The following is a 16954-nucleotide window of genomic DNA, read 5'->3' on the forward strand; positions in this document are numbered from 1 at the left end:
CTCAGGACGGCATGCCCACGCCCAGCAGGCGATCGAGCAGGGCGGCATCGGCGGCCAGCGCCGCGCTGGGGCCGGCGTGCACGACGGTGCCGCGCTCCAGCACGATCGCCTGGTGGGTCATCTCCAGCGCCAGCACCGGGTGCTGCTCGACGACGATGGAGGGCAGCCCCTCGCTCTCGCACAGGCGGCGGATCGAGCGGGCCAGCTCCTCGACGACGATCGGCGCCAGGCCTTCCATCGGCTCGTCCAGCAGCAGCAGCACGGGGTTGGTCATCAGCGCGCGGCCGATGGCCAGCATCTGCTGCTCGCCGCCGGAGAGCTGGTTGCCGTAGTTGGCGCGGCGCTCGCGCAGGCGCGGGAAGAAGCCGTAGACCCGGTCGAGAGTCCACGGCCCCGGCCGCGCCACGACGCTCAGGTTCTCCTCCACCGTGAGGGAGGGAAACACCTCGCGCTCCTGCGGCACCCAGCCCAGCCCTGCGCGCACGCGCCGGTGCGCGGGCCAGCGGGTGATGTCCTGCCCGCGCCAGCGGATCGCGCCGCTCATCACGCGGGTGTTGCCCATCAGCGTCTCCAGCACCGTGGTCTTGCCGACGCCGTTGCGCCCGAGGATGGCCAGGCTCTGCCCCTGCGCGAGCGAGAAGCCCAGGCGGTCCAGCACTACCGCGTTGCCGTAGCCGGCGACGATCCGGTCGAGCACGAGCAGTTCAGCCATGCGCCGCTCCCGCGTGTGTCGCCACGTGGCTGCTGCCGAGATAGACCTCGCGCACGCGCGGGTCGCTGCCGATCTCGGCCGGCGTGCCTTCCGTCAGGATGCGGCCGGACACCAGCACCGAGATGCGGCGCGAGAAGCGGAAGACCAGGTTCATGTCGTGCTCGATGAAAAGAACGCTGATGTCGGCGGGCAGCTCGGCGATGACCTCGAAGAGCTCGCCGCTCTCGTCCTCGGGCACGCCGGCGGCGGGTTCGTCCAGCAGCAGGATGCGGGGCCGCGCGGCCAGCGCGAGCGCGATCTCCAGCAACCGCTGCTTGCCGTAGGCCAGCTCGGCCACCGGCACGTGGGCCACCGCGTCCAGGCGCAGCCGCGCCAGCAGCGCGTGCGCCTCGTCGAACAGGCCCGTGCAGCGCCTGAGCGGCCGCCACCAGGTGGCGCCCAGGCCCTCGCGTTCGCCGATGGCCAGCACCACCGACAGCAGCGGCGTCAGGCTGGGAAAGAGCGTGTTGATCTGGAAGGTGCGCACCAGGCCCATGCGCGCGCGCTGGTCGCAGCTCAGCGCCGTGATGTCCTGGTCGCCCATGCGCACCATGCCGCTGCTGGGGCGGTACACGCCCGTGAGCAGGTTGATCAGGGTGGTCTTGCCCGCGCCGTTCGGCCCGATCAGCGCCTGGCGTGCACCGGGTTCGAGCGTGAGATCCACGTCGGCCACCGCGTCGAAGGCGCCGAAGCGGATGCCCAGCCCCCGGGTCTGCAGCGCGCTCATCGGCCGGACTCCTGCACGCGCACGCGCCGCGACAGCACGCCCATGATGCCGCCGCGGCCCAGCATCACCGCGGCGATCAGGAAGATGCCCAGCCAGAACATCCAGTACTGCGGGTTCATGTCGGCGAACCAGTCGTGCACCAGCATGTAGACGATGGCGCCGACCATGCCGCCGTACAGGCGGCCCGTGCCGCCGAGCACCAGGATGATCAGCACTTCGGCCGAGCGGTTGAAGCCGATCGACTCGATGCCGACGAACTGCGTGGTCTGGGCCAGCAGCGCGCCGGCCACGCCGGCCACCGCGGCCGAGAAGGCATAGGCCATGCGCAGGCGCGCGTCCACCGGCGAACCGACGGCCAGCATGCGCTTGCGGCTGTCGTGGATGCCGCGCAGCGCCAGGCCGAAGGGCGAGCGCAGCACCAGCCGCACCAGCAGGAACATCGCCAGCACCACCACGAACGCGTAGCCGAAGGCGGTCCTGCCGAACAGGTCGAACTCGAACAGGCCCAGCACCGGCCACACCTGCATGCCTTGCAGGCCGTCGGTGCCGCCGGTGATGCCCGACAGGCGGTTGACCAGCTCGGCCAGCAGCACGCACACGCCGATGGTGATCATCAGCCGGGCCAGGTCGCTGCCGCGCACCACCAGGTAGCTCAGCGCGTAGCCCAGCGCGGCGCACAGCAGCAGGGCGGCCAGCAGGCCGCTGAAGGGCTCGCCCCAGCCGTGCCGGGCCAGCAGGCCGGCGGTGTAAGCGCCGGCGCCGAAGAAGGCGGCGTGGCCTACGGTCAGGATGCCCGCGTAGCCCAGCGCCATGTCCAGCGAGACGGCGAACAGCCCGAAGATCAGCACCTGGCTCATCAGCGTGAGATGGTCGGGCAGCAGGAAGAAGCTGCCGGCCAGCGCGGCCCAGAACAGGACTTCGGCAACGCGCAGCCGTTGCGGCGAGAGCAGCAGGGTCTTGGTCATGAGAGTCCCTTCCGGGGCACGATGCCGTGGGGCCGCAGCAGCAGCATGGCGATCATGAAGACGTAGATGAGGAAGGCGCCGGCCTCGGGCAGGTAGTATTTGCCGGCCACGTCGACGATGCCCACCAGCAGCGCCGCGACGAACGGGCCGGTGATGGTGCCGGCGCCGCCGACGCACACCACGATCAGGAAGTACACCAGGTACTTCAGCGGAAAGCTCGGCTCCAGGCCCAGCATGCCCAGGCTCAGCGCGCCGCCCAGCCCCGCCAGGCCGCAGCCCAGCGTGAAGGTCAGGAAGAACAGGCGCTGCACGTGGATGCCCGTGCCGCCGGCCACGCGCTGGTTGTCGACGGCGGCGCGCACCATCGCGCCGTAGCGGGTCTTGCCCAGCGCGAGCAGCAGGGCGGCGAGCACCAGCGCGCCGGCCACGATCATGAACAGGCGGTAGCGGCCGACCTGCAGCCCGGCCAGCGAGACCTGGCCCTGCAGCACCGCGGGCAGGGTGAAGGGCTGCATGCCCGGCCCGAAGGCCCAGGTGAAGGCCGCGATGGAGACGAACACGATGCCGATGGACAGCAGCACCTGGTCCAGCGGGTGCGCGCGGTACAGCCGCCGGTAGAACAGGAACTCCAGCACCGCGCCGACCAGCGCCGCCGCCACGAAGGCCGCTGCCAGCGCGGGGAAGAAGCCCAGGCCGGCGCGGCTCATGAGCACGCTGGCGGCGTACCCGCCGACCATCGCGAACGTGCCGTGCGCGAGGTTGACGAAGTTCATGAGGCCCATCGTGATGGACAGGCCGACGCCGATGAGGAACAGGAGCATGCCGTAGGCCACTCCGTCGAAGATCACGATACCCATGGGATTCCCGATGCGAAGCGCACGGCGTTCAGGGCGAACGCCGCGTGCCGAAACCCGCGCCCCGGCGGGCGCGAAAGGGGTGGCTTACCTGGCTTCCTTGGCCGGGTCCTTGACGCGGCCGAACTTGTCGAACTCCACGTTGACGAGCTGGCCGTCCCGGTTCTTCTCGACCTTGCGGATGTAGACCGTCTGCACGATGTCGCGCGTGGCGGCATCGATCTCGATCGGGCCGCGCGGGCTCTCGAACGCCATGCCCTTGAGCGCCGCCATGAGCTTGTCGCCGCTCGCGTCGCCCTGGGTCCTGGCCAGCGCCTGGTCGATCGCCGCCATGGCGTCGTAGGCGGTCACCGCGAAGTAGTTCGGGCGGATGGACTTGCCGTACTGCGCCTCGAAGTCCTTCACGAACTTCTGGTTCTTGGCGCTGGGATGCGCGTAGGAATAGTGGTGGCTGGTGACCAGGCCGAGCGCGACGTCGCCGGTCGCTTCGAGGAAGCTGTCGTCCGTGGCCTCGCCGGTGGCGAACAGCTTGATCCCGGCCTCTTCCATGCCGCGCTCCTTCCAGACCTTGAGGAAGGCCGGGGGCATCACGCCGGAGGGGAAGAAGAAGAACACCGCCTGCGGCTTGCTGTCCTTGATGCGCTGGACGTAGGCGGAGAAGTCGGGGTTGTTCATCGGCGTGCGCACCTCGCCGACCACCTTGCCGCCGCCTTCTGTGAAGGCCTTCTTGAAGGCCGATTCCGCGTCCTGGCCCGAGGCGTAGTCGGCCACGACGGTGTAGGCCTCCTTGATGCCCTGCCTGAGCATCCATCGCGCCATCGGGTCGGTCACCTGCTGCACCGTGAAGGACAGGCGCGCGATGTAGGGCGAGCTGGTGGTGATTGCCGAGGAGGCCGCGTTCATCACGATCGTGGGCACCTTGGCCTGCGTGGCGACGGCGCCGACGGCATAGGCGTTCGGGCTGAAGTCCAGGCCGGTCAGGATCTGCACCTTGTCGCGCACGATCAGCTCCTGCGCCATGCGCTTGGATGCGTCGGGCGCGGGGCCGCCGGTGTCCTTCTTCACGATCTCCACGCTGCGGCCGGCGATCTTGCCGCCGTGCTCCTTGAGGTACAGCGCCACGCCCGCGTCGAACTGGCGGCCATAGTCGGCGTAGGGGCCGGAGTAGGTGGCGATCAGGCCGATCTTCAGCGCGTCCTGGGCCTGCGCGGCCGTGGCGATGCAGGCCAGCGCGGCGGCGGCTGCAGAGGCCAGGAGGGTGCGTTTGGTCATCTTCATCATGGTGCTCCGTGGGGAAGGGTCAGCCCGCAGGCCGGGGGATGGAATACGGCTTGAGGTCGGCGGCCGGATCGGCCAGCGCCTCGGAGGGGATGTGTGCGCGCTGCGCGATCAATTTGCGTGCCAGCATGTGCTCGGCCGGCCGGTTGACCGAGTGCGCGGCGGCCACGGCGCCGTCGCGCAGGTAGAACAGCGTGAAGCGGTCCGAGTCCATGTCGCCGCGCAGCACGACGGCATCGTCCGCCGCGGGCAGGCCGGCCATCTGGAACTTCAGGTCGTGCTGCTCGCTCCAGAACCATGGCACGGCGCCGAGCGGCTGCGGCCTGCCGACCAGCACCGAGGCCGCCGCGCGCGCGCCGTCGTTGGCGGCCTGGATGGATTCGAGCCGCATGCGCGCGGGGCCGCCCGGAAAGGGCGGCTGCGCCATGTTGGCGACGTCGCCGGCGGCCAGCACGTTCGGCGCGCCGGTGCGGCCCAGCGCATCGACCAGGATGCCGCCGGCGCATTCGATGCCAGCCTCCTGGGCCAGCTCCACGTTCGGCAGCACGCCGATGCCGAGCACGACCAGGTCGCAGTCGAGCCGGCGGCCATCGTCCAGCAGCACCGCCTCGACCCGGCCCTGGCTGCCCTGCAGCGCCCGGACGCCGCGGTCCAGCTCCAGCGCGACGCCGCGCCGGCGGTGCGCCGCGGCCACGTAGTCGGACATGGACGCCGGGAAGCTGCGCGCGAGCAGGCGCGCCTGGCTCTCGATCACCGTGACCTGGGCGCCGGCGGTGGTCAGCGCGGCGGCGACCTCCAGGCCGATGAAGCCGCCGCCGATCACGCAGGCGCGCGTGCAGCGACCCAGCGCCTGCTGCACGGCCAGCGCGTCGTCCAGCGTGCGCAACTGGTGCACGCCCTGCAGGTCGGTGCCGGGCACCGGCAGGGGGCGGCAGCGTGCGCCCGTCGCCAGCGCGAGCCAGCCGTAGCCGAGGTGGCTGCCGTCGGCCAGCCGCACGCGCTGCGCCGCCAGGTCGAGCGCCATGGCGCGCACGCCCAGGCGCAGGTCGATGCCCTGCCCGGCATAGAAGTCCGGGCCGCGCAGCGCGAGCTGGTCCACGCCGGTCTTGCCGGCGAGCAGGCCCTTGGACAGCGGCGGGCGCTGGTAGGGCGCGTGCGGCTCGTCGCCGAGCAGCACGATGGGTGCGTCGAAGCCCAGCTCGCGTGCGGCGGCCGCGAGCTGCACGCCGGCGTAGGAAGCGCCGACGATGACCAGGGGCGCGGACGAGGATGCCATCAGACCTGGGTCTCGGGCACGCGCACGGTCAGCCCGTCGAGCTCGGGCGTGACGGTGAGCTGGCAGCTCAGCCGGCTGCCGGGCAGGCGCTCGGAGGCCACGCCGTCCAGCAGTTCGTCCTCCATGTCGTCGGGCGGCGGCAGGCGGTCGATGAAGTCGTCCGCGACGTAGACGTGGCAGGTCGCGCAGGAGCAGCTGCCCCCGCACTCGGCGTCGATGCCGCGCACGTTGTGGTGGATGGCGGTCTCCATCACGCTGGCGCCTGTCCTGGCGTCGATGCTGCGCGCGCTGCCATCCTTGAGGATGTAGGTGATCGTGGGCATGCGGTCGTTCAGAACATGTCGAAGTACTCGCGGTGTTCCCACTCGCTGACTTCGAGGTTGAAGCGCGCGATCTCGGCTTCCTTGATGTGGCAGTAGTAGTCGACGAAGCGCTGGCCGAGTTGCTCGCACAGCAGGCTGTCGGCGCGCAGGGCGGCCAGTGCATCGGAGAGCGAGCGCGGCAGTTGTTCCGCCGCGGTCTCGTAGGGCACGTCGGCCGAAGGGCCGGGATCGAGCCGGCGGCGCATGCCGTCCAGGCCCGAGAAGATCTGCGAGGCCAGGTACAGGTAGGGGTTGGCCGTGGGCTCGCCCACGCGGTTCTCGATGCGCGTCGCGTTCTGGCCGACGCCGCCCAGCACGCGCAGCATGGCGCCGCGGTTGTCGCGCGCCCAGATGGCGCGGTCCGGCGCCAGCGAGAAGGGGCGGTAGCGCCGGTAGCCGTTGATCGTCGGGCTGGCCAGCGCCGCGGCGCCGCGGGCGTGGGCCTGCAGGCCGGCCAGGTAGTGCAGGCCGGTCTCGCTCAGCGCATCGCCCTCGCGCGCCGGGATGAAGGCGTTGCGGCCGTCCGCCTTGCGCCGCAGCGACTGGTGCAGGTGCCAGCCGCTGGACATCACGCTGGGGATCTTCGGCCGGCACATGAAGGTGGCGTGGTAGCCGTGGCGCTGGCAGATCTGCTTGACGGCGCTGCGCAGCAGCACCATGGTGTCGGCCGGCACGAGTCCGGACGTGGGGCCGAAGACCAGCTCGAACTGGCTGGGGCCGAACTCGATCTCCAGCGACAGCAGGGGCAGCTCGAGCGCGGCCAGATGCGAGCGCAGCAGCTCCATCAGCGGTTCGACGCGGTCGTAGCGCAGCTCGGTCAGGTACTGGTGGCCCTGGGTGAGCAGCGACACGCGCGGCGGCTCGCCGGGCTGCCCGGCGTCCGACAGCGCCAGGCTGGGGTCGTCCAGCCGGAACACATGGAACTCGACCTCCAGGCCGGCCACGAACTCCAGCCCCAGCGCGTCGATTTCGCCCACGGCACGCTGCATGATCTGCCGCGTCCCGAACGGGCAGGGGCTGCCGTCCGCCAGGTAGGCGTCGCACAGGATCCAGCCGGTGCGGGGCGTCCAGGGCAGCACGCGGAAGGTCGCCGGGTCGGCCACGATGGTGAAGTCCGCGCCGCCCTGCATGCCGGGGCTGTCGAAGCCGCCGCCGGCCGAGAACACGGGGAACACGGAGCGGTGCGAGGTGTCCTTGGCCAGCAGGGTGGAGGTGAGGTTGACGCCGTCGCGCAGCGCGGCGCGCGCGGCCGAGGCCACCAGGGTCTTGCCGCGCAGCACGCCGTGCTGGTCGGGCCAGGCGAAGCGGACCACGTCCACCTCGCCGGCCTGGAGCCGTTCGGCGACGGCGTCGGCCTGCCGGTGCTGTTCGTCCGACCAGAGGCCGAAGCGTTCGACGAAGCTTTGCATGATGGGCGGGCTCAGGCGGCCAGGCGTGCCGAGGCCCAGTCGGAGGCGCGCCGGCGGGCCAGGTCCGCCTCGCGGCAGTAGTCGTCGGCCTGGGCGGTGGCGGCTACGCCGTCGATGGACGCAGGCCCCGTGAGGGCGCCGGCCTGCGAGGCGTCGATGACCATGGGCGCCGTGTCGCCGGCCAGGGTGCTGTCGATGGCCTCCTGCAGCATGCGCCGGTAGGCGACGATGCCCTTGTCGGTGGTGCCCAGGTGCTCGCGCGTGCGGTCCTGGATCGGGCCCATCGACTCGCAGGCCCACTGGTCGTGCACGTTGATGTCCATGCCCATGCCGGTGTAGGTCTGGGCCATCTGCTCCTCGACGCTGTAGCCGTACTGGTTGCGCTTGTTCTTGCGCGAGGTGTAGTCGGGCAGCTCGATCGTGGCCAGGCGCTGCTCGCGCATCTGCTGCTTGTCCACCGGGCCGGTGAAGCTGGTGAAGATGGCGTACCAGTAGCAGTGCGTGTCGTCCACCGGCACGTGCCACTGCGAGATCGTCATCTCCGAGCTCATCGGGATGACGAAGGCCTGCGGGAAGACGAGGTTGGTCACGCGCACGTGCGTCTGTTCCTCCGAGAGCTTGCGCAGCGTGGTCAACTGCATGCCGTAGGGCGCGGGCGCGACGCGGATCTCGGGGCAGTCGTACTCGCGCAGCACCTGCGTGATCGCCATCTTCGAGTCGGCCGAGGCGCCGCGGAACTGCTTGCCGTAGCTCTCGGAGGTGTCCTCGTCCTCGAAGAAGCGGTGCAGGAAGGAGGCGTGCGCCGGGTCGATGCCCACTTCGAGCGCCTGCAGCCAGTTGCACTCCCACAGGCCCTTGAAGGCGAAGGTGTGGCTGTCGGGCGCGACGAAGCAGTCGAATTCCGGGAAGGCCGGCGGCTCGCCCTCGCCGACGTAGGCGAAGACGACGCCGCTCTTCTCGACGACCGGGTACGCGCCCTGCCGGATGCGCGTGCACAGCTTGCTGCCGGCCGGCTCGGCAGGTGTTTCCAGGCACTGGCCGGTGGCGTCGAACAGCCAGCCGTGGAAGGCGCAGCGCAGGCCGCCGCTTTCCAGCCGGCCATAGGCCAGGTCGGCGCCGCGGTGGGGGCAGTCGCGGTCCAGCAGGCCGAAGCGGCCGGCCTCGTCGCGGAACAGCACGAAGTCCTGGCCCATCAGCTTGACGGGCTTGAGCGGGCGCGGTCCCTGGAGTTCTTCGGCCAGCGCCACCGGCTGCCAATAGCGCCGCAGCAGCCTGCCGGCGGGGGTTCCGGGTCCGACCCGGGTCATCTGGTCGTTCTTCTCGGCACTGATCATGGTGGGGTGCTCCTGCAAGGCAAATCAAGAAATGCATGCTGTTGCATGCAATGGGATTCATTGTTGAATCCATGATGATTCAGGTCAATGGCCTGGCACTCAATATGCGTTTGGAATAAGGGTAAACACCTGATTCAGGGTGCTGAAATCGGGTGATTCGAAGCACCGATGCGGTGCGAACGGGGCGGATTGGGTCATGCTGAAGGCCGCTGCATGCATGATCCGGGCCAAATGGAGCTATTCGCATGCAGTTCGGCGCCGGGGATAGAATGGCTCGGTCTTGATTGCATGCAATCGAACTCATGGACTCTCAACAATCACGGGTGCTGGTGCAACTGCGGGACCTGATCCTCAAGGGCGAATTCGCCCCTGGGGAGCGGCTGGCGGAGATCCCTCTCGCAGAAACCCTCGGCGCCTCGCGCACGCCCGTGCGGCTGGCGCTGGCCAGCCTGGAGCACGAGGGGCTGATCGAGCCCTCGCCGGCCGGCGGCTACCAGATGCGGCGCTTCACCTCCCGCGAAATCGCCGACGCGATCCGGGTCCGGGGGGTCGTCGAGGGTTTCGCGGCCCGGCTGCTGGCGGAAGAGGGCGCGCCGCGCCAGTTGCTGCGGGAACTGCACGAGTGCCTGGAGGCCGGCGACAAGGCGGTCTACAAGCCGCAGATGGAACTGGACGACTACGCCGCCTACGTGGAGATGAACGACACCTTCCACCGGCTCATCCTCGAGGGCTGCGGCAATTCATCGCTGCAGCGCATGATGGATCTCCTGATCGGCCAGCCCTTCGCGTCGCCGAGCGCCATGCTGCCCATGCAGTCGTCGATGCAGGAAGGCCAGCAGTGGATGCAGCAGGCCCACCGGCAGCATCACGCCATCGTGCAGGCGATCGAGCGGGGCCAGGGCTCGCGCGCCCAGGCCCTGGGCGAGGAGCACGTGGAGATCGCGCGCATGAACCTGGAATACGCGCTCGAGCAGCCCGAGCTGGCCGCCAAGCTCATGCCGGGCATGCGGCTGGTGGCCTCGCGGGGCCGGGGTTAGGCGTCTTCGTCCTTTCCCGGCTCAGGCTGCCGCAGCCACTGGCCGCTGCGGCAGCCGCGTGAACGCGATCGCCGACAGGAAGGCCGCGATGCCCAGCGAGAACGCGCCGATGAAAAGCCACGCATAGCTGGAAAACGTGTCGTAGATCAGCCCGCCCAGCACGGGCCCCAGCGCCATGCCGAAGCTGCTGGCCATCGTGGTGCCGCCGATCACCGTGCCCATCATGCGCAGCGGGAAGTTCTCGCGCGCGATCACGGCGAACAGCGGCATCACGCCCGCATAGGTGAAGCCGAACAGCGCCGCGACGGTGTAGAAGCTTCCCAGCTGGCGCGCGGAGATGTAGCCCAGCACCACGACCGCCTGCGCCAGCAGCGCCAGCACGAGGACGCGCGCCGCCCCGAAGCGGTCGCCCAGCAGCCCGAACACCAGGCGTCCGCCCATGCCCGCGAGCCCCTCCATGCTGTAGACCGACACGGCGGCCATCAGCGGGATGCCGCAGGTGACGGCGTAGCTCACCGTGTGGAAGATCGGCCCCGAGTGGGTGGCGCAGCTCAGGAAGCTCGTCAGCACCAGGATCAGGAACGGCGCCGAGCGCATGGCCTGCCCGACCGACAGGGCCGGCGCCTGTGCCGCGCCCGGCGCCGCGGCGGACGCGGCGGATGCGGCCTGCGCCAGCGCGGGCGGACGGCGCACCAGCCATGCCGCCGGCACCATGACGGCCGCCGCCAGGGCCGCGATGATCTGCAGCGAGCTTCGCCAGTCGTGGTGCTGCACCAGCCACGCGGCCAGCGGCGACATGGTCATCGGCGCCATGCCCATGCCGGCCGACACCAGCGACACGGCCAGGCTGCGCCGCGTGTCGAACCAGCCCGTGACGCACGCCATCATCGGCGCGAAGATCCCCGCCGCGCTGAACCCGACCACCACGCCGAACAGCAACTGGAATGCCAGGAGCGACGTCGCCAGGCTGGCCAGCGCGAGGCCGGCGGCGAGCAGCACGGAACTTGTCAGCACCACGATGCGCGGGCCCACGCGGTCGGAGAGGTAGCCCCAGGCGATGCTGCCGAGCGCCAGCGCCACGAAAGCGAGCGTCATCGCGGTGGAGATCCCCGTGGTGGACCACCCGGTGCCCTGCGCGATCGGCCGCAGGAACACCGGCAGCGAGAACAGTCCGCCGATCGCCACGCAGCCGAGCACGCCGCCGGCGGCCACGATGATCCAGCGGTAGTGCGTGCGCAGCGCGTTCGTCCAGGAAGCCATGGTCCGGTCCTCGGTTGATTCGGTTGGGTCTGGGGAGCAGGCTACATCCGCCCGCCGGGCGGCGGGAGTAACAAACGTGGCGCGATGGTCCGCATCGGGGCCGGGCGTCAACAGGCCCTAGCCGTTGCGGACAGTCTGCTTGAGCACTTCGAGGAACGACGCTGCCGCGGGCGAGAGGGAACGATCGCGCCGGAAATGAGCGCCGATCACGCGCTCGATGGTCGGGCGCATGAGCCGCTGCGTCACCAGCTTCGCTTCCTGCGCCACGATGGACGGCGGAACCACCACAACGCCGAGTCCGTTCACCGCCAATGCGACGGCGGTGGAGAGAAGAGAGACCTCGTGCTCGATCCGGAGCTGCACGCCCGCCTCCCTCGCGGCAGCTTCGATGCTGCCCCGGATGCCATAGCCGGAGCGCACCGTCACCATGGGCAGGCCGCCCAGTTGCTTCCAGGTCATCGCGCCGCCGCCGGGAAACGTGGCGGAGGGCAGGGCGGCGGCGACCAATGTCTCGCGGATGAGCACCTCCGCGCGCAGCGCCGGCACCGGCGCCTCGAGCGTACCGACCCCGAAGTCGATGTGGCTCGCTTCCATGGCGGTGACGAATTCCGCCGGGCCGACCTCTTCGATCTCCAGGCTCACGCCGGGATGCCTGTCGAGGAACCGCCTCATCGCCGGAGGAAGCATGGCCTGCGCCACCGCGGCGGTGGCGACCACGCGGACCCGTCCCGCATGCACGCCGGCCAGTTCGCTCATCGAGATCGACAGGCCTTCCATCTCGGCCAGCGCGCGCTGCGCATAGCCGATGGCGCGGGCCGCGGCATCCGTCCGGCGGATCGACCGGGTGCTGCGGTCGAACAGGCTGATCCCCAGCTTGGCCTCGAGTTCGCGCACCAGCATGGTCACCGCCGGCTGCGTCAGCGACAGCGCCTGCGCCGCGGCCGAGATGCTGCCGGTGTGGTAGACGGCGACGAAGGCGCGCAACTGCCGCACCGAAGGCATGGAAGACAAGGGCTGCTTATGAATCGACATGGAAGCATCAATTTCGCATATATGCGTCCTCCGACTTTAATCAGTCCGCCACGGCTTTCTCATCCCCGCGCCGGTTGCCCGGCGCCGGCGACCTCGAGCAGCCTGTCGATCTCCGGCTGCGTGCCGATGCTGATGCGCACCCAGTCGGCCAGCCCATACGACGCCACGGGCCGCACGATCAGGCCGTGCTGCTCCAGCCTGCGCGCGAAGTCGGCACCGCCCTTGACGTCGGCCAGGACGAAGTTGGTGTGCGATTCGAGGCATTGGCAGTCCATCGACGCCAGCCCCTCCACGAGCGCTGTGCGCCCCTGGCGGGTCGCGGCCACGGTGCGGGCAATGAAGTCCTGGTCTTCCAGCGCGGCGATGGCGGCGACCTGTGCGGGCTCGGAGATCGTGAAAGGCGACCGGACCCTGCGCATGACGTCCGCGAGGCCGGGCTGCGCAATGCCGTAGCCGACCCGCAGGCCCGCCAGGCCGTAGGCCTTGGAAAAGGTCCTCGTGACCACGAGGTTGGCATGCTCCCGCACCCAGGCCACCGAGTCGCCGCGCCGGTCGGGCGGCAGGAACTCGACATACGCTTCGTCGAGCAGCACGACGACGTGCGGGGGAACCCGGCCCAGGAAGGACTTCAGTGCATCCGGATCGACGGCGGTGCCCGTCGGGTTGCCGGGATTGGCGACGTAGACCAGCGAAGTCGAGGGAAGGATCGACCCGGCGAGGCCTTCCAGATCGACGGTGAAATCCGGCGAGGCGACGACGGTGGAATGCGCCCCCAGCTTCTGGACTGCATTCACATAGGCCTGAAAGGAATACTGCGCATAGCTGGTCGACCGGCCGGGTTCGAGCAGGCAGGCGGCCACGTTGCCCAGGACGCTCTCCGAACCGGCCCCCACGACGATCCACTCGCGCGGAACGTCGTGAAACCGCGCGATCGCATCCGAAAGCGCTGCGCAGTCGCTGTCGGGGTAGCGGGACAGGTCGATGCCGGCGCTCGACAGGGCGGCGAGCGCCCTGGGGCTGGCGCCCAGCGGGTTCTCGTTGGACGCGAGCTTGACGATCCGGTCTGCGGCGAGGCCCGAGCGTGCGGCGACGGCAGAGATCGGAAGGCCCGGGACGTACGGCTTGAGCGCTGCGACATGCGCCGGGTACGGGATGGAAGAGTTCATCGCCCGATGGTCGGCCGGTCGGATGCCGGTGACCAGCACCGGATGGCGCTTCGCGATCACCTTTGGCGATCAGGCGCGCACGACTACCATCGCGCCATGCGATTGCAGCAGCTGCGTGACCTCCTCGCCGTGGTGTCTCACGGCGGCTATCGGGCGGCGGCGCGGGCGCTGAACGTGTCGCAGGCGGGCTTGACCAAGAGCCTGGCGAAGCTGGAGGAAGAGCACGACGTCGTGCTGATCCAGAGGACGTCCCAGGGCATCGCGCTGACCTCCGCGGGCGAGGAGTTCGTCTCGTACGCCCGCGCCGTGCTTCACGAGGCGGACCGGGCGGAGGCGTGGCTCAGCCGCGCACGGCGGCCTGCACCGAAGCAGGTGAAGGTCGGCGTCTCGGTGGAGCCGTCCCTGAGGCTCGTGCCTTCGGTGCTGAAGGACTTCCGCCAGGCCTTTCCCAAGACCACGATCCACCTGACGCAGCGCTCCTCGAACGAACTCGTCGCAGCCGTCCTCGACAACCGCGTCGACTTCGCGGTGATGCGGCTGCCGCAGCACGTCCTGCCCGACGACCTGCGCGTCGAGCCTCTTTACTCCACCAGCGCGGCCATCATGGCCCGCAGGGGCCATCCCCTGCAGGGCGCCACGACCGTCGGCCAGTTGGTCGACTCTCACTGGATCGTCGTCGGTGATCCGGCGCGGCCCGGGCACCAGGACGAGAGCATCCAGGAACTCTTCCTCCAGCACCGCCTCGGCCAGCCGCGCTTCGCGGCGGTGTCCGATTCGGTCTTCGGCGCGATCTCGATGCTGCTCGAGACGGATTGCGTCGCGCGGCTTCCGGCGCAGCTTCTGCAGCATCCGCTGACGGCAGGCAGCCTGGTCGAGATCCCCGTGCTCGAGCAGGCGCACCTGGCGTATCAGGTCGGCATCGTGTCGAAGACCGCGCGGCGGCTCGGCTCGGAGGCGGCGCAGCTCGCCGCCATGCTGCGGTCCTTCTCGCGCCTGTCGGGCGTGCTGAAGAACCTGGGCGCCGTCGAAGGCGTCAGTCGGGCTTGAAGCCGGAGTCCTTCACGACCGGCGCCCACTGCTGAAGCTCGGCCGCCTGCAGCCGCGTGAAATCCCGCGAGCCGAGATAGGCGGTCTGAAGCACCATCTTGTTCAGCCTGTCCTTCACCTCCTGGCTGGCGAGGGCGCTCGCGATCGCCTGGTCCAGCCGGGCCACGACGGGGCCGGGCGTTCCCGCGGGCAGGAAGGCGCCGAACCAGCCTTCCACGGGGTTCATCCCGATGCCCTGTTCCGCCAGCGTGGGGATGTCGGGCGCCAGGACGTAGCGCTTGTCGCTGAAGACGCCGAGCACGCGGATCTTGCCTGCACGGTGGTGCTCGATCTGGTCGACGAGCGTGTCGATGGCCGCGGGCAGGTGGCCGCCGATCAGGTCGGTGACAAGCGGCGCGCCTCCCTTGAAGGCGACGTGGGTCCATTCCAGCCCCGTCGCCTTGCCGAATACCAGGCCCGCGAAGTGGGCCATGCCGCCGGCGCCCGATGTGCCGTAGCTGGCGTCCTTGTTGTTCTTCATGGCGGACACCAGTTCGGGCGCCGTCCTGACGCTGCTGGTGGCCGGCACCGCGAGTGCCATCGGATAGCTGGCCAGCCGGGCGAGGGGGATGAAGTCCTCCATCACCTTGTAGTCGATCTGGTGGGCGTAGACGAGCGACTGGATGGTGGTCAGCGCATTCGGCGCGATGAGGACCACGCTGCCGTCGGCGGGCGAGCGCTTGAGCAGGGACGCCGAGATGCGGCCGCCGGCGCCCGGCTTGTTGTCCACGACCACGGTGGTCTTCAACTGGTCCTGCAAGGGCTGCTGGATCAGCCTGGCCAGGATGTCGACGCTGCCGCCCGGCGGGTAGGGGACCACGAGCTTGACCAGCGGTGGCAGGGACTGGGCCTGCGCCGTGCCGGACAGGCCCAGCAGGGACATGCTGCAGGCGATCAGAAGACGTCGGGTGAAGGAGGCCATGTGCGGTTGCCGTGAGTTGGTTGTATGTCCGCGATGCTGTCGGCAAGCGGCGCGAACGCCTAGCCGGAATTCCGAATCGCGATTTCCTTTGGAAATCGGGCTCGGGGCCGCAAGGGTTGCCCAAAATTTATTGAAGCGTTCATGAATCGAATTCGTTTGCCTCGTCGCCATGCCTGGCGTTCAATGCGCCCACTTTTCAACGGAGACCGAGGTTTGAACATCCAAGCAACCGCGCGCCGCTTCCTGTGCGGCGTGGCCATCGCCGCCGCCATCGCGCCTGCTGTCGCGCAGGACTACCCCAGCAAGCCGATCGTGATCGTGGTCCCGTTCACGACAGGCGGGGTGCTCGACACGCTGGCCCGCACCATCGGCCAGGAGCTGACGCCCGCTCTCGGCCAGTCCGTCGTGATCGACAACCGCACCGGCGCCAGCGGCAACATCGGCACCGCCGCCTATGCCCGCGCGCCTGCCGACGGCTACACCATCGGCATGGGGACGATCGCCACCCACGGCATCAATCCCAGCCTGTACGGCGACCGCCTTCCCTACGACCCGATCAAGGATTTCAAGCCGCTGGCGATGGTCGCCACGCAGCGCAACGTGGTGCTGGTGAATCCCGCCCTGCCGATCGGCAACGTCCAGCAACTGATTGCCCATGCCAAGGCCCATCCGGGCCGTGTCGCCTACGGATCGGCCGGCAACGGAAGCTCCCAGCACATGGCGGGCCAGATGCTCATGAGGCAGACGGGCATCAAGCTCACGCACGTGCCGTACCGCGGCAGCGGACCGGCCCTGATGGACCTGATCGCCGGCAACATCGACCTCATGTTCGTCGACATGCCGGCGGCCATGCCCCACATCCAGTCGGGCAAGGTGCGCCCCATCGGCGTCACCTCGCTCGATCGCTCCAGCGCATTGCCGGACGTGCCGACCGTGGCGGAGCAGGGCGTGCCGGGCTTCGAGGTCACCGCCTGGTTCGGCGTGCTCGCTCCCGCGCAGACGCCGCAGCCGATCGTCGACCGCCTGAGCAGCGAGATCCTCAAGGTCATGGCCAGGCCCGCCGTGATCCAGAAGATGAAGAGCCTGGGCGCCGACCCGGTCGCCGTGCCGCCGGCGCAGTTCGGCCAGCACATCGCGCGCGAGATCGACCGGTGGACGGCGGTGGTGAACGAGCTCAACGTGAAACTGGACTGAGCAACCGTCTTGCTCGTCAAGCGCAATGCATAGTCGAATCCCACATCGAGCCATGTTTGGCGATGGCGTTGAGCATCGTCAGCAGCTTGCGCATGCAGGCGACCAGGGCGACCTTCTTGCGCTTGCCGGCCATCAGCAGGCGCTCGTAGCACGCCTTGAGCGCCGGGTTGTACCGCACTGCCGTGAGGGTGGCCATGTACAGCGTTCGTCGCACATCGGCGCGCCCACCCCAGATGCAACGCTGCCCGCGCATCTGGCCGGAGTCGCGATTCAAAGGCGCCACGCCCACCAGCGCGGCGAT

At 69.6% G+C, this 16954-nt stretch carries 17 protein-coding genes; 3 read left to right on the forward strand and 14 right to left on the reverse strand.

The annotated features are described in order from the left end of the window. Nucleotide 1 precedes the first annotated feature (1 nt). The 9 genes from Q392_RS21330 to Q392_RS21370 all read right to left on the reverse strand — a co-directional run bounded on the left by Q392_RS21330 (nt 2) and on the right by Q392_RS21370 (nt 8956). On the reverse strand, nt 2-712 hold the full coding sequence (locus tag Q392_RS21330) for an ABC transporter ATP-binding protein (protein ID WP_038212003.1): 711 nt from the start codon (nt 710-712) through the stop codon (nt 2-4). Then, complete coding sequence (locus Q392_RS21335; protein ID WP_038212012.1) at nt 705-1478, reverse strand: ABC transporter ATP-binding protein; 774 nt, start codon at nt 1476-1478, stop codon at nt 705-707. The genes Q392_RS21330 and Q392_RS21335 overlap by 8 nt, the downstream gene beginning before the upstream one ends. Continuing rightward, on the reverse strand, nt 1475-2443 hold the full coding sequence (locus tag Q392_RS21340) for a branched-chain amino acid ABC transporter permease (RefSeq protein ID WP_038212016.1): 969 nt from the start codon (nt 2441-2443) through the stop codon (nt 1475-1477). Before Q392_RS21340 ends, Q392_RS21335 begins: the two co-directional genes overlap by 4 nt. Beyond that, complete coding sequence (locus Q392_RS21345; protein WP_038212019.1) at nt 2440-3300, reverse strand: branched-chain amino acid ABC transporter permease; 861 nt, start codon at nt 3298-3300, stop codon at nt 2440-2442. The genes Q392_RS21340 and Q392_RS21345 overlap by 4 nt, the downstream gene beginning before the upstream one ends. An 84-nt stretch (nt 3301-3384) precedes the next feature. After that, nucleotides 3385-4575: an ABC transporter substrate-binding protein gene (locus Q392_RS21350; RefSeq protein ID WP_038212023.1), complete on the reverse strand. Its 1191-nt coding sequence runs from the start codon at nt 4573-4575 to the stop codon at nt 3385-3387. A 22-nt stretch (nt 4576-4597) separates the two neighbouring features. Continuing rightward, on the reverse strand, nt 4598-5851 hold the full coding sequence (locus Q392_RS21355; protein ID WP_038212027.1) for an NAD(P)/FAD-dependent oxidoreductase: 1254 nt from the start codon (nt 5849-5851) through the stop codon (nt 4598-4600). Further along, complete coding sequence (locus Q392_RS21360) at nt 5851-6174, reverse strand: 2Fe-2S iron-sulfur cluster-binding protein (protein WP_038212030.1); 324 nt, start codon at nt 6172-6174, stop codon at nt 5851-5853. The genes Q392_RS21355 and Q392_RS21360 overlap by 1 nt, the downstream gene beginning before the upstream one ends. A gap of 8 nt (nt 6175-6182) precedes the next feature. Further along, nucleotides 6183-7622, reverse strand: coding sequence for a glutamine synthetase family protein (locus Q392_RS21365; protein ID WP_038212031.1), 1440 nt, complete (start codon nt 7620-7622; stop codon nt 6183-6185). An 11-nt stretch (nt 7623-7633) separates the two neighbouring features. Then, nucleotides 7634-8956 (reverse strand): aromatic ring-hydroxylating dioxygenase subunit alpha, encoded by a 1323-nt coding sequence (locus Q392_RS21370; RefSeq protein ID WP_038212032.1) that lies wholly within the window; start codon nt 8954-8956, stop codon nt 7634-7636. Nucleotides 8957-9258: 302 nt separating this feature from the next. On the opposite strand from Q392_RS21370, the gene Q392_RS21375 reads away from it, so the two are divergent. Continuing rightward, nucleotides 9259-9993 carry a GntR family transcriptional regulator gene (locus Q392_RS21375; protein WP_038212033.1) on the forward strand — a complete coding sequence of 245 codons (735 nt, stop codon included), beginning with the start codon at nt 9259-9261 and terminating at the stop codon, nt 9991-9993. 21 nt (nt 9994-10014) lie between these two features. Here the strand turns inward: Q392_RS21375 and Q392_RS21380 are convergent, their stop codons facing one another. The 3 genes from Q392_RS21380 to hisC form a co-directional block, all read right to left on the reverse strand. Beyond that, nucleotides 10015-11253 (reverse strand): MFS transporter, encoded by a 1239-nt coding sequence (locus tag Q392_RS21380; protein WP_038212034.1) that lies wholly within the window; start codon nt 11251-11253, stop codon nt 10015-10017. A 117-nt stretch (nt 11254-11370) separates the two neighbouring features. After that, a complete protein-coding gene (locus Q392_RS21385; RefSeq protein ID WP_245610772.1) occupies nt 11371-12246 on the reverse strand; it encodes a LysR family transcriptional regulator in 876 nt (291 codons plus the stop codon). A gap of 98 nt (nt 12247-12344) precedes the next feature. Then, a complete protein-coding gene (hisC, locus tag Q392_RS21390; protein WP_051953832.1) occupies nt 12345-13511 on the reverse strand; it encodes a histidinol-phosphate transaminase in 1167 nt (388 codons plus the stop codon). Nucleotides 13512-13547: 36 nt separating this feature from the next. Between hisC and Q392_RS21395 the strand changes: the two genes are divergently transcribed. Beyond that, the gene (locus Q392_RS21395; protein ID WP_169748324.1) at nt 13548-14498 is read left to right on the forward strand and encodes a LysR family transcriptional regulator; all 951 of its coding nucleotides are present in this window, start codon (nt 13548-13550) and stop codon (nt 14496-14498) included. On the opposite strand, the gene Q392_RS21400 is transcribed toward Q392_RS21395, so the two are convergent. After that, the gene (locus Q392_RS21400) at nt 14485-15459 is read right to left on the reverse strand and encodes a Bug family tripartite tricarboxylate transporter substrate binding protein (protein WP_038212036.1); all 975 of its coding nucleotides are present in this window, start codon (nt 15457-15459) and stop codon (nt 14485-14487) included. The two genes, Q392_RS21395 and Q392_RS21400, sit on opposite strands and share 14 nt — an antisense overlap. A gap of 183 nt (nt 15460-15642) precedes the next feature. On the opposite strand from Q392_RS21400, the gene Q392_RS21405 reads away from it, so the two are divergent. Next, nucleotides 15643-16653, forward strand: coding sequence for a Bug family tripartite tricarboxylate transporter substrate binding protein (locus tag Q392_RS21405; RefSeq protein ID WP_038212038.1), 1011 nt, complete (start codon nt 15643-15645; stop codon nt 16651-16653). A gap of 16 nt (nt 16654-16669) precedes the next feature. On the opposite strand, the gene Q392_RS21410 is transcribed toward Q392_RS21405, so the two are convergent. Next, a partial coding sequence (locus Q392_RS21410; protein ID WP_038212040.1) for a transposase occupies nt 16670-16954 on the reverse strand: 285 nt, incomplete at its 5' end.

Source organism: Xenophilus azovorans DSM 13620 (assembly GCF_000745855.1).
In the GTDB taxonomy this organism is placed as follows: Bacteria; Pseudomonadota; Gammaproteobacteria; order Burkholderiales; family Burkholderiaceae_C; genus Xenophilus; species Xenophilus azovorans.

What these genes read in the sequence shown, in the direction of transcription:
- Q392_RS21330 (WP_038212003.1), bottom strand. Translation starts at nt 712, where the DNA reads ATGGCTGAACTGCTCGTGCTCGACCGGATCGTCGCCGGCTACGGCAAC.
- Q392_RS21335 (WP_038212012.1), bottom strand. Translation starts at nt 1,478, where the DNA reads ATGAGCGCGCTGCAGACCCGGGGGCTGGGCATCCGCTTCGGCGCCTTC.
- Q392_RS21340 (WP_038212016.1), bottom strand. Translation starts at nt 2,443, where the DNA reads ATGACCAAGACCCTGCTGCTCTCGCCGCAACGGCTGCGCGTTGCCGAA.
- Q392_RS21345 (WP_038212019.1), bottom strand. Translation starts at nt 3,300, where the DNA reads ATGGGTATCGTGATCTTCGACGGAGTGGCCTACGGCATGCTCCTGTTC.
- Q392_RS21350 (WP_038212023.1), bottom strand. Translation starts at nt 4,575, where the DNA reads ATGAAGATGACCAAACGCACCCTCCTGGCCTCTGCAGCCGCCGCCGCG.
- Q392_RS21355 (WP_038212027.1), bottom strand. Translation starts at nt 5,851, where the DNA reads ATGGCATCCTCGTCCGCGCCCCTGGTCATCGTCGGCGCTTCCTACGCC.
- Q392_RS21360 (WP_038212030.1), bottom strand. Translation starts at nt 6,174, where the DNA reads ATGCCCACGATCACCTACATCCTCAAGGATGGCAGCGCGCGCAGCATC.
- Q392_RS21365 (WP_038212031.1), bottom strand. Translation starts at nt 7,622, where the DNA reads ATGCAAAGCTTCGTCGAACGCTTCGGCCTCTGGTCGGACGAACAGCAC.
- Q392_RS21370 (WP_038212032.1), bottom strand. Translation starts at nt 8,956, where the DNA reads ATGATCAGTGCCGAGAAGAACGACCAGATGACCCGGGTCGGACCCGGA.
- Q392_RS21375 (WP_038212033.1), top strand. Translation starts at nt 9,259, where the DNA reads ATGGACTCTCAACAATCACGGGTGCTGGTGCAACTGCGGGACCTGATC.
- Q392_RS21380 (WP_038212034.1), bottom strand. Translation starts at nt 11,253, where the DNA reads ATGGCTTCCTGGACGAACGCGCTGCGCACGCACTACCGCTGGATCATC.
- Q392_RS21395 (WP_169748324.1), top strand. Translation starts at nt 13,548, where the DNA reads ATGCGATTGCAGCAGCTGCGTGACCTCCTCGCCGTGGTGTCTCACGGC.
- Q392_RS21400 (WP_038212036.1), bottom strand. Translation starts at nt 15,459, where the DNA reads ATGGCCTCCTTCACCCGACGTCTTCTGATCGCCTGCAGCATGTCCCTG.
- Q392_RS21405 (WP_038212038.1), top strand. Translation starts at nt 15,643, where the DNA reads ATGCGCCCACTTTTCAACGGAGACCGAGGTTTGAACATCCAAGCAACC.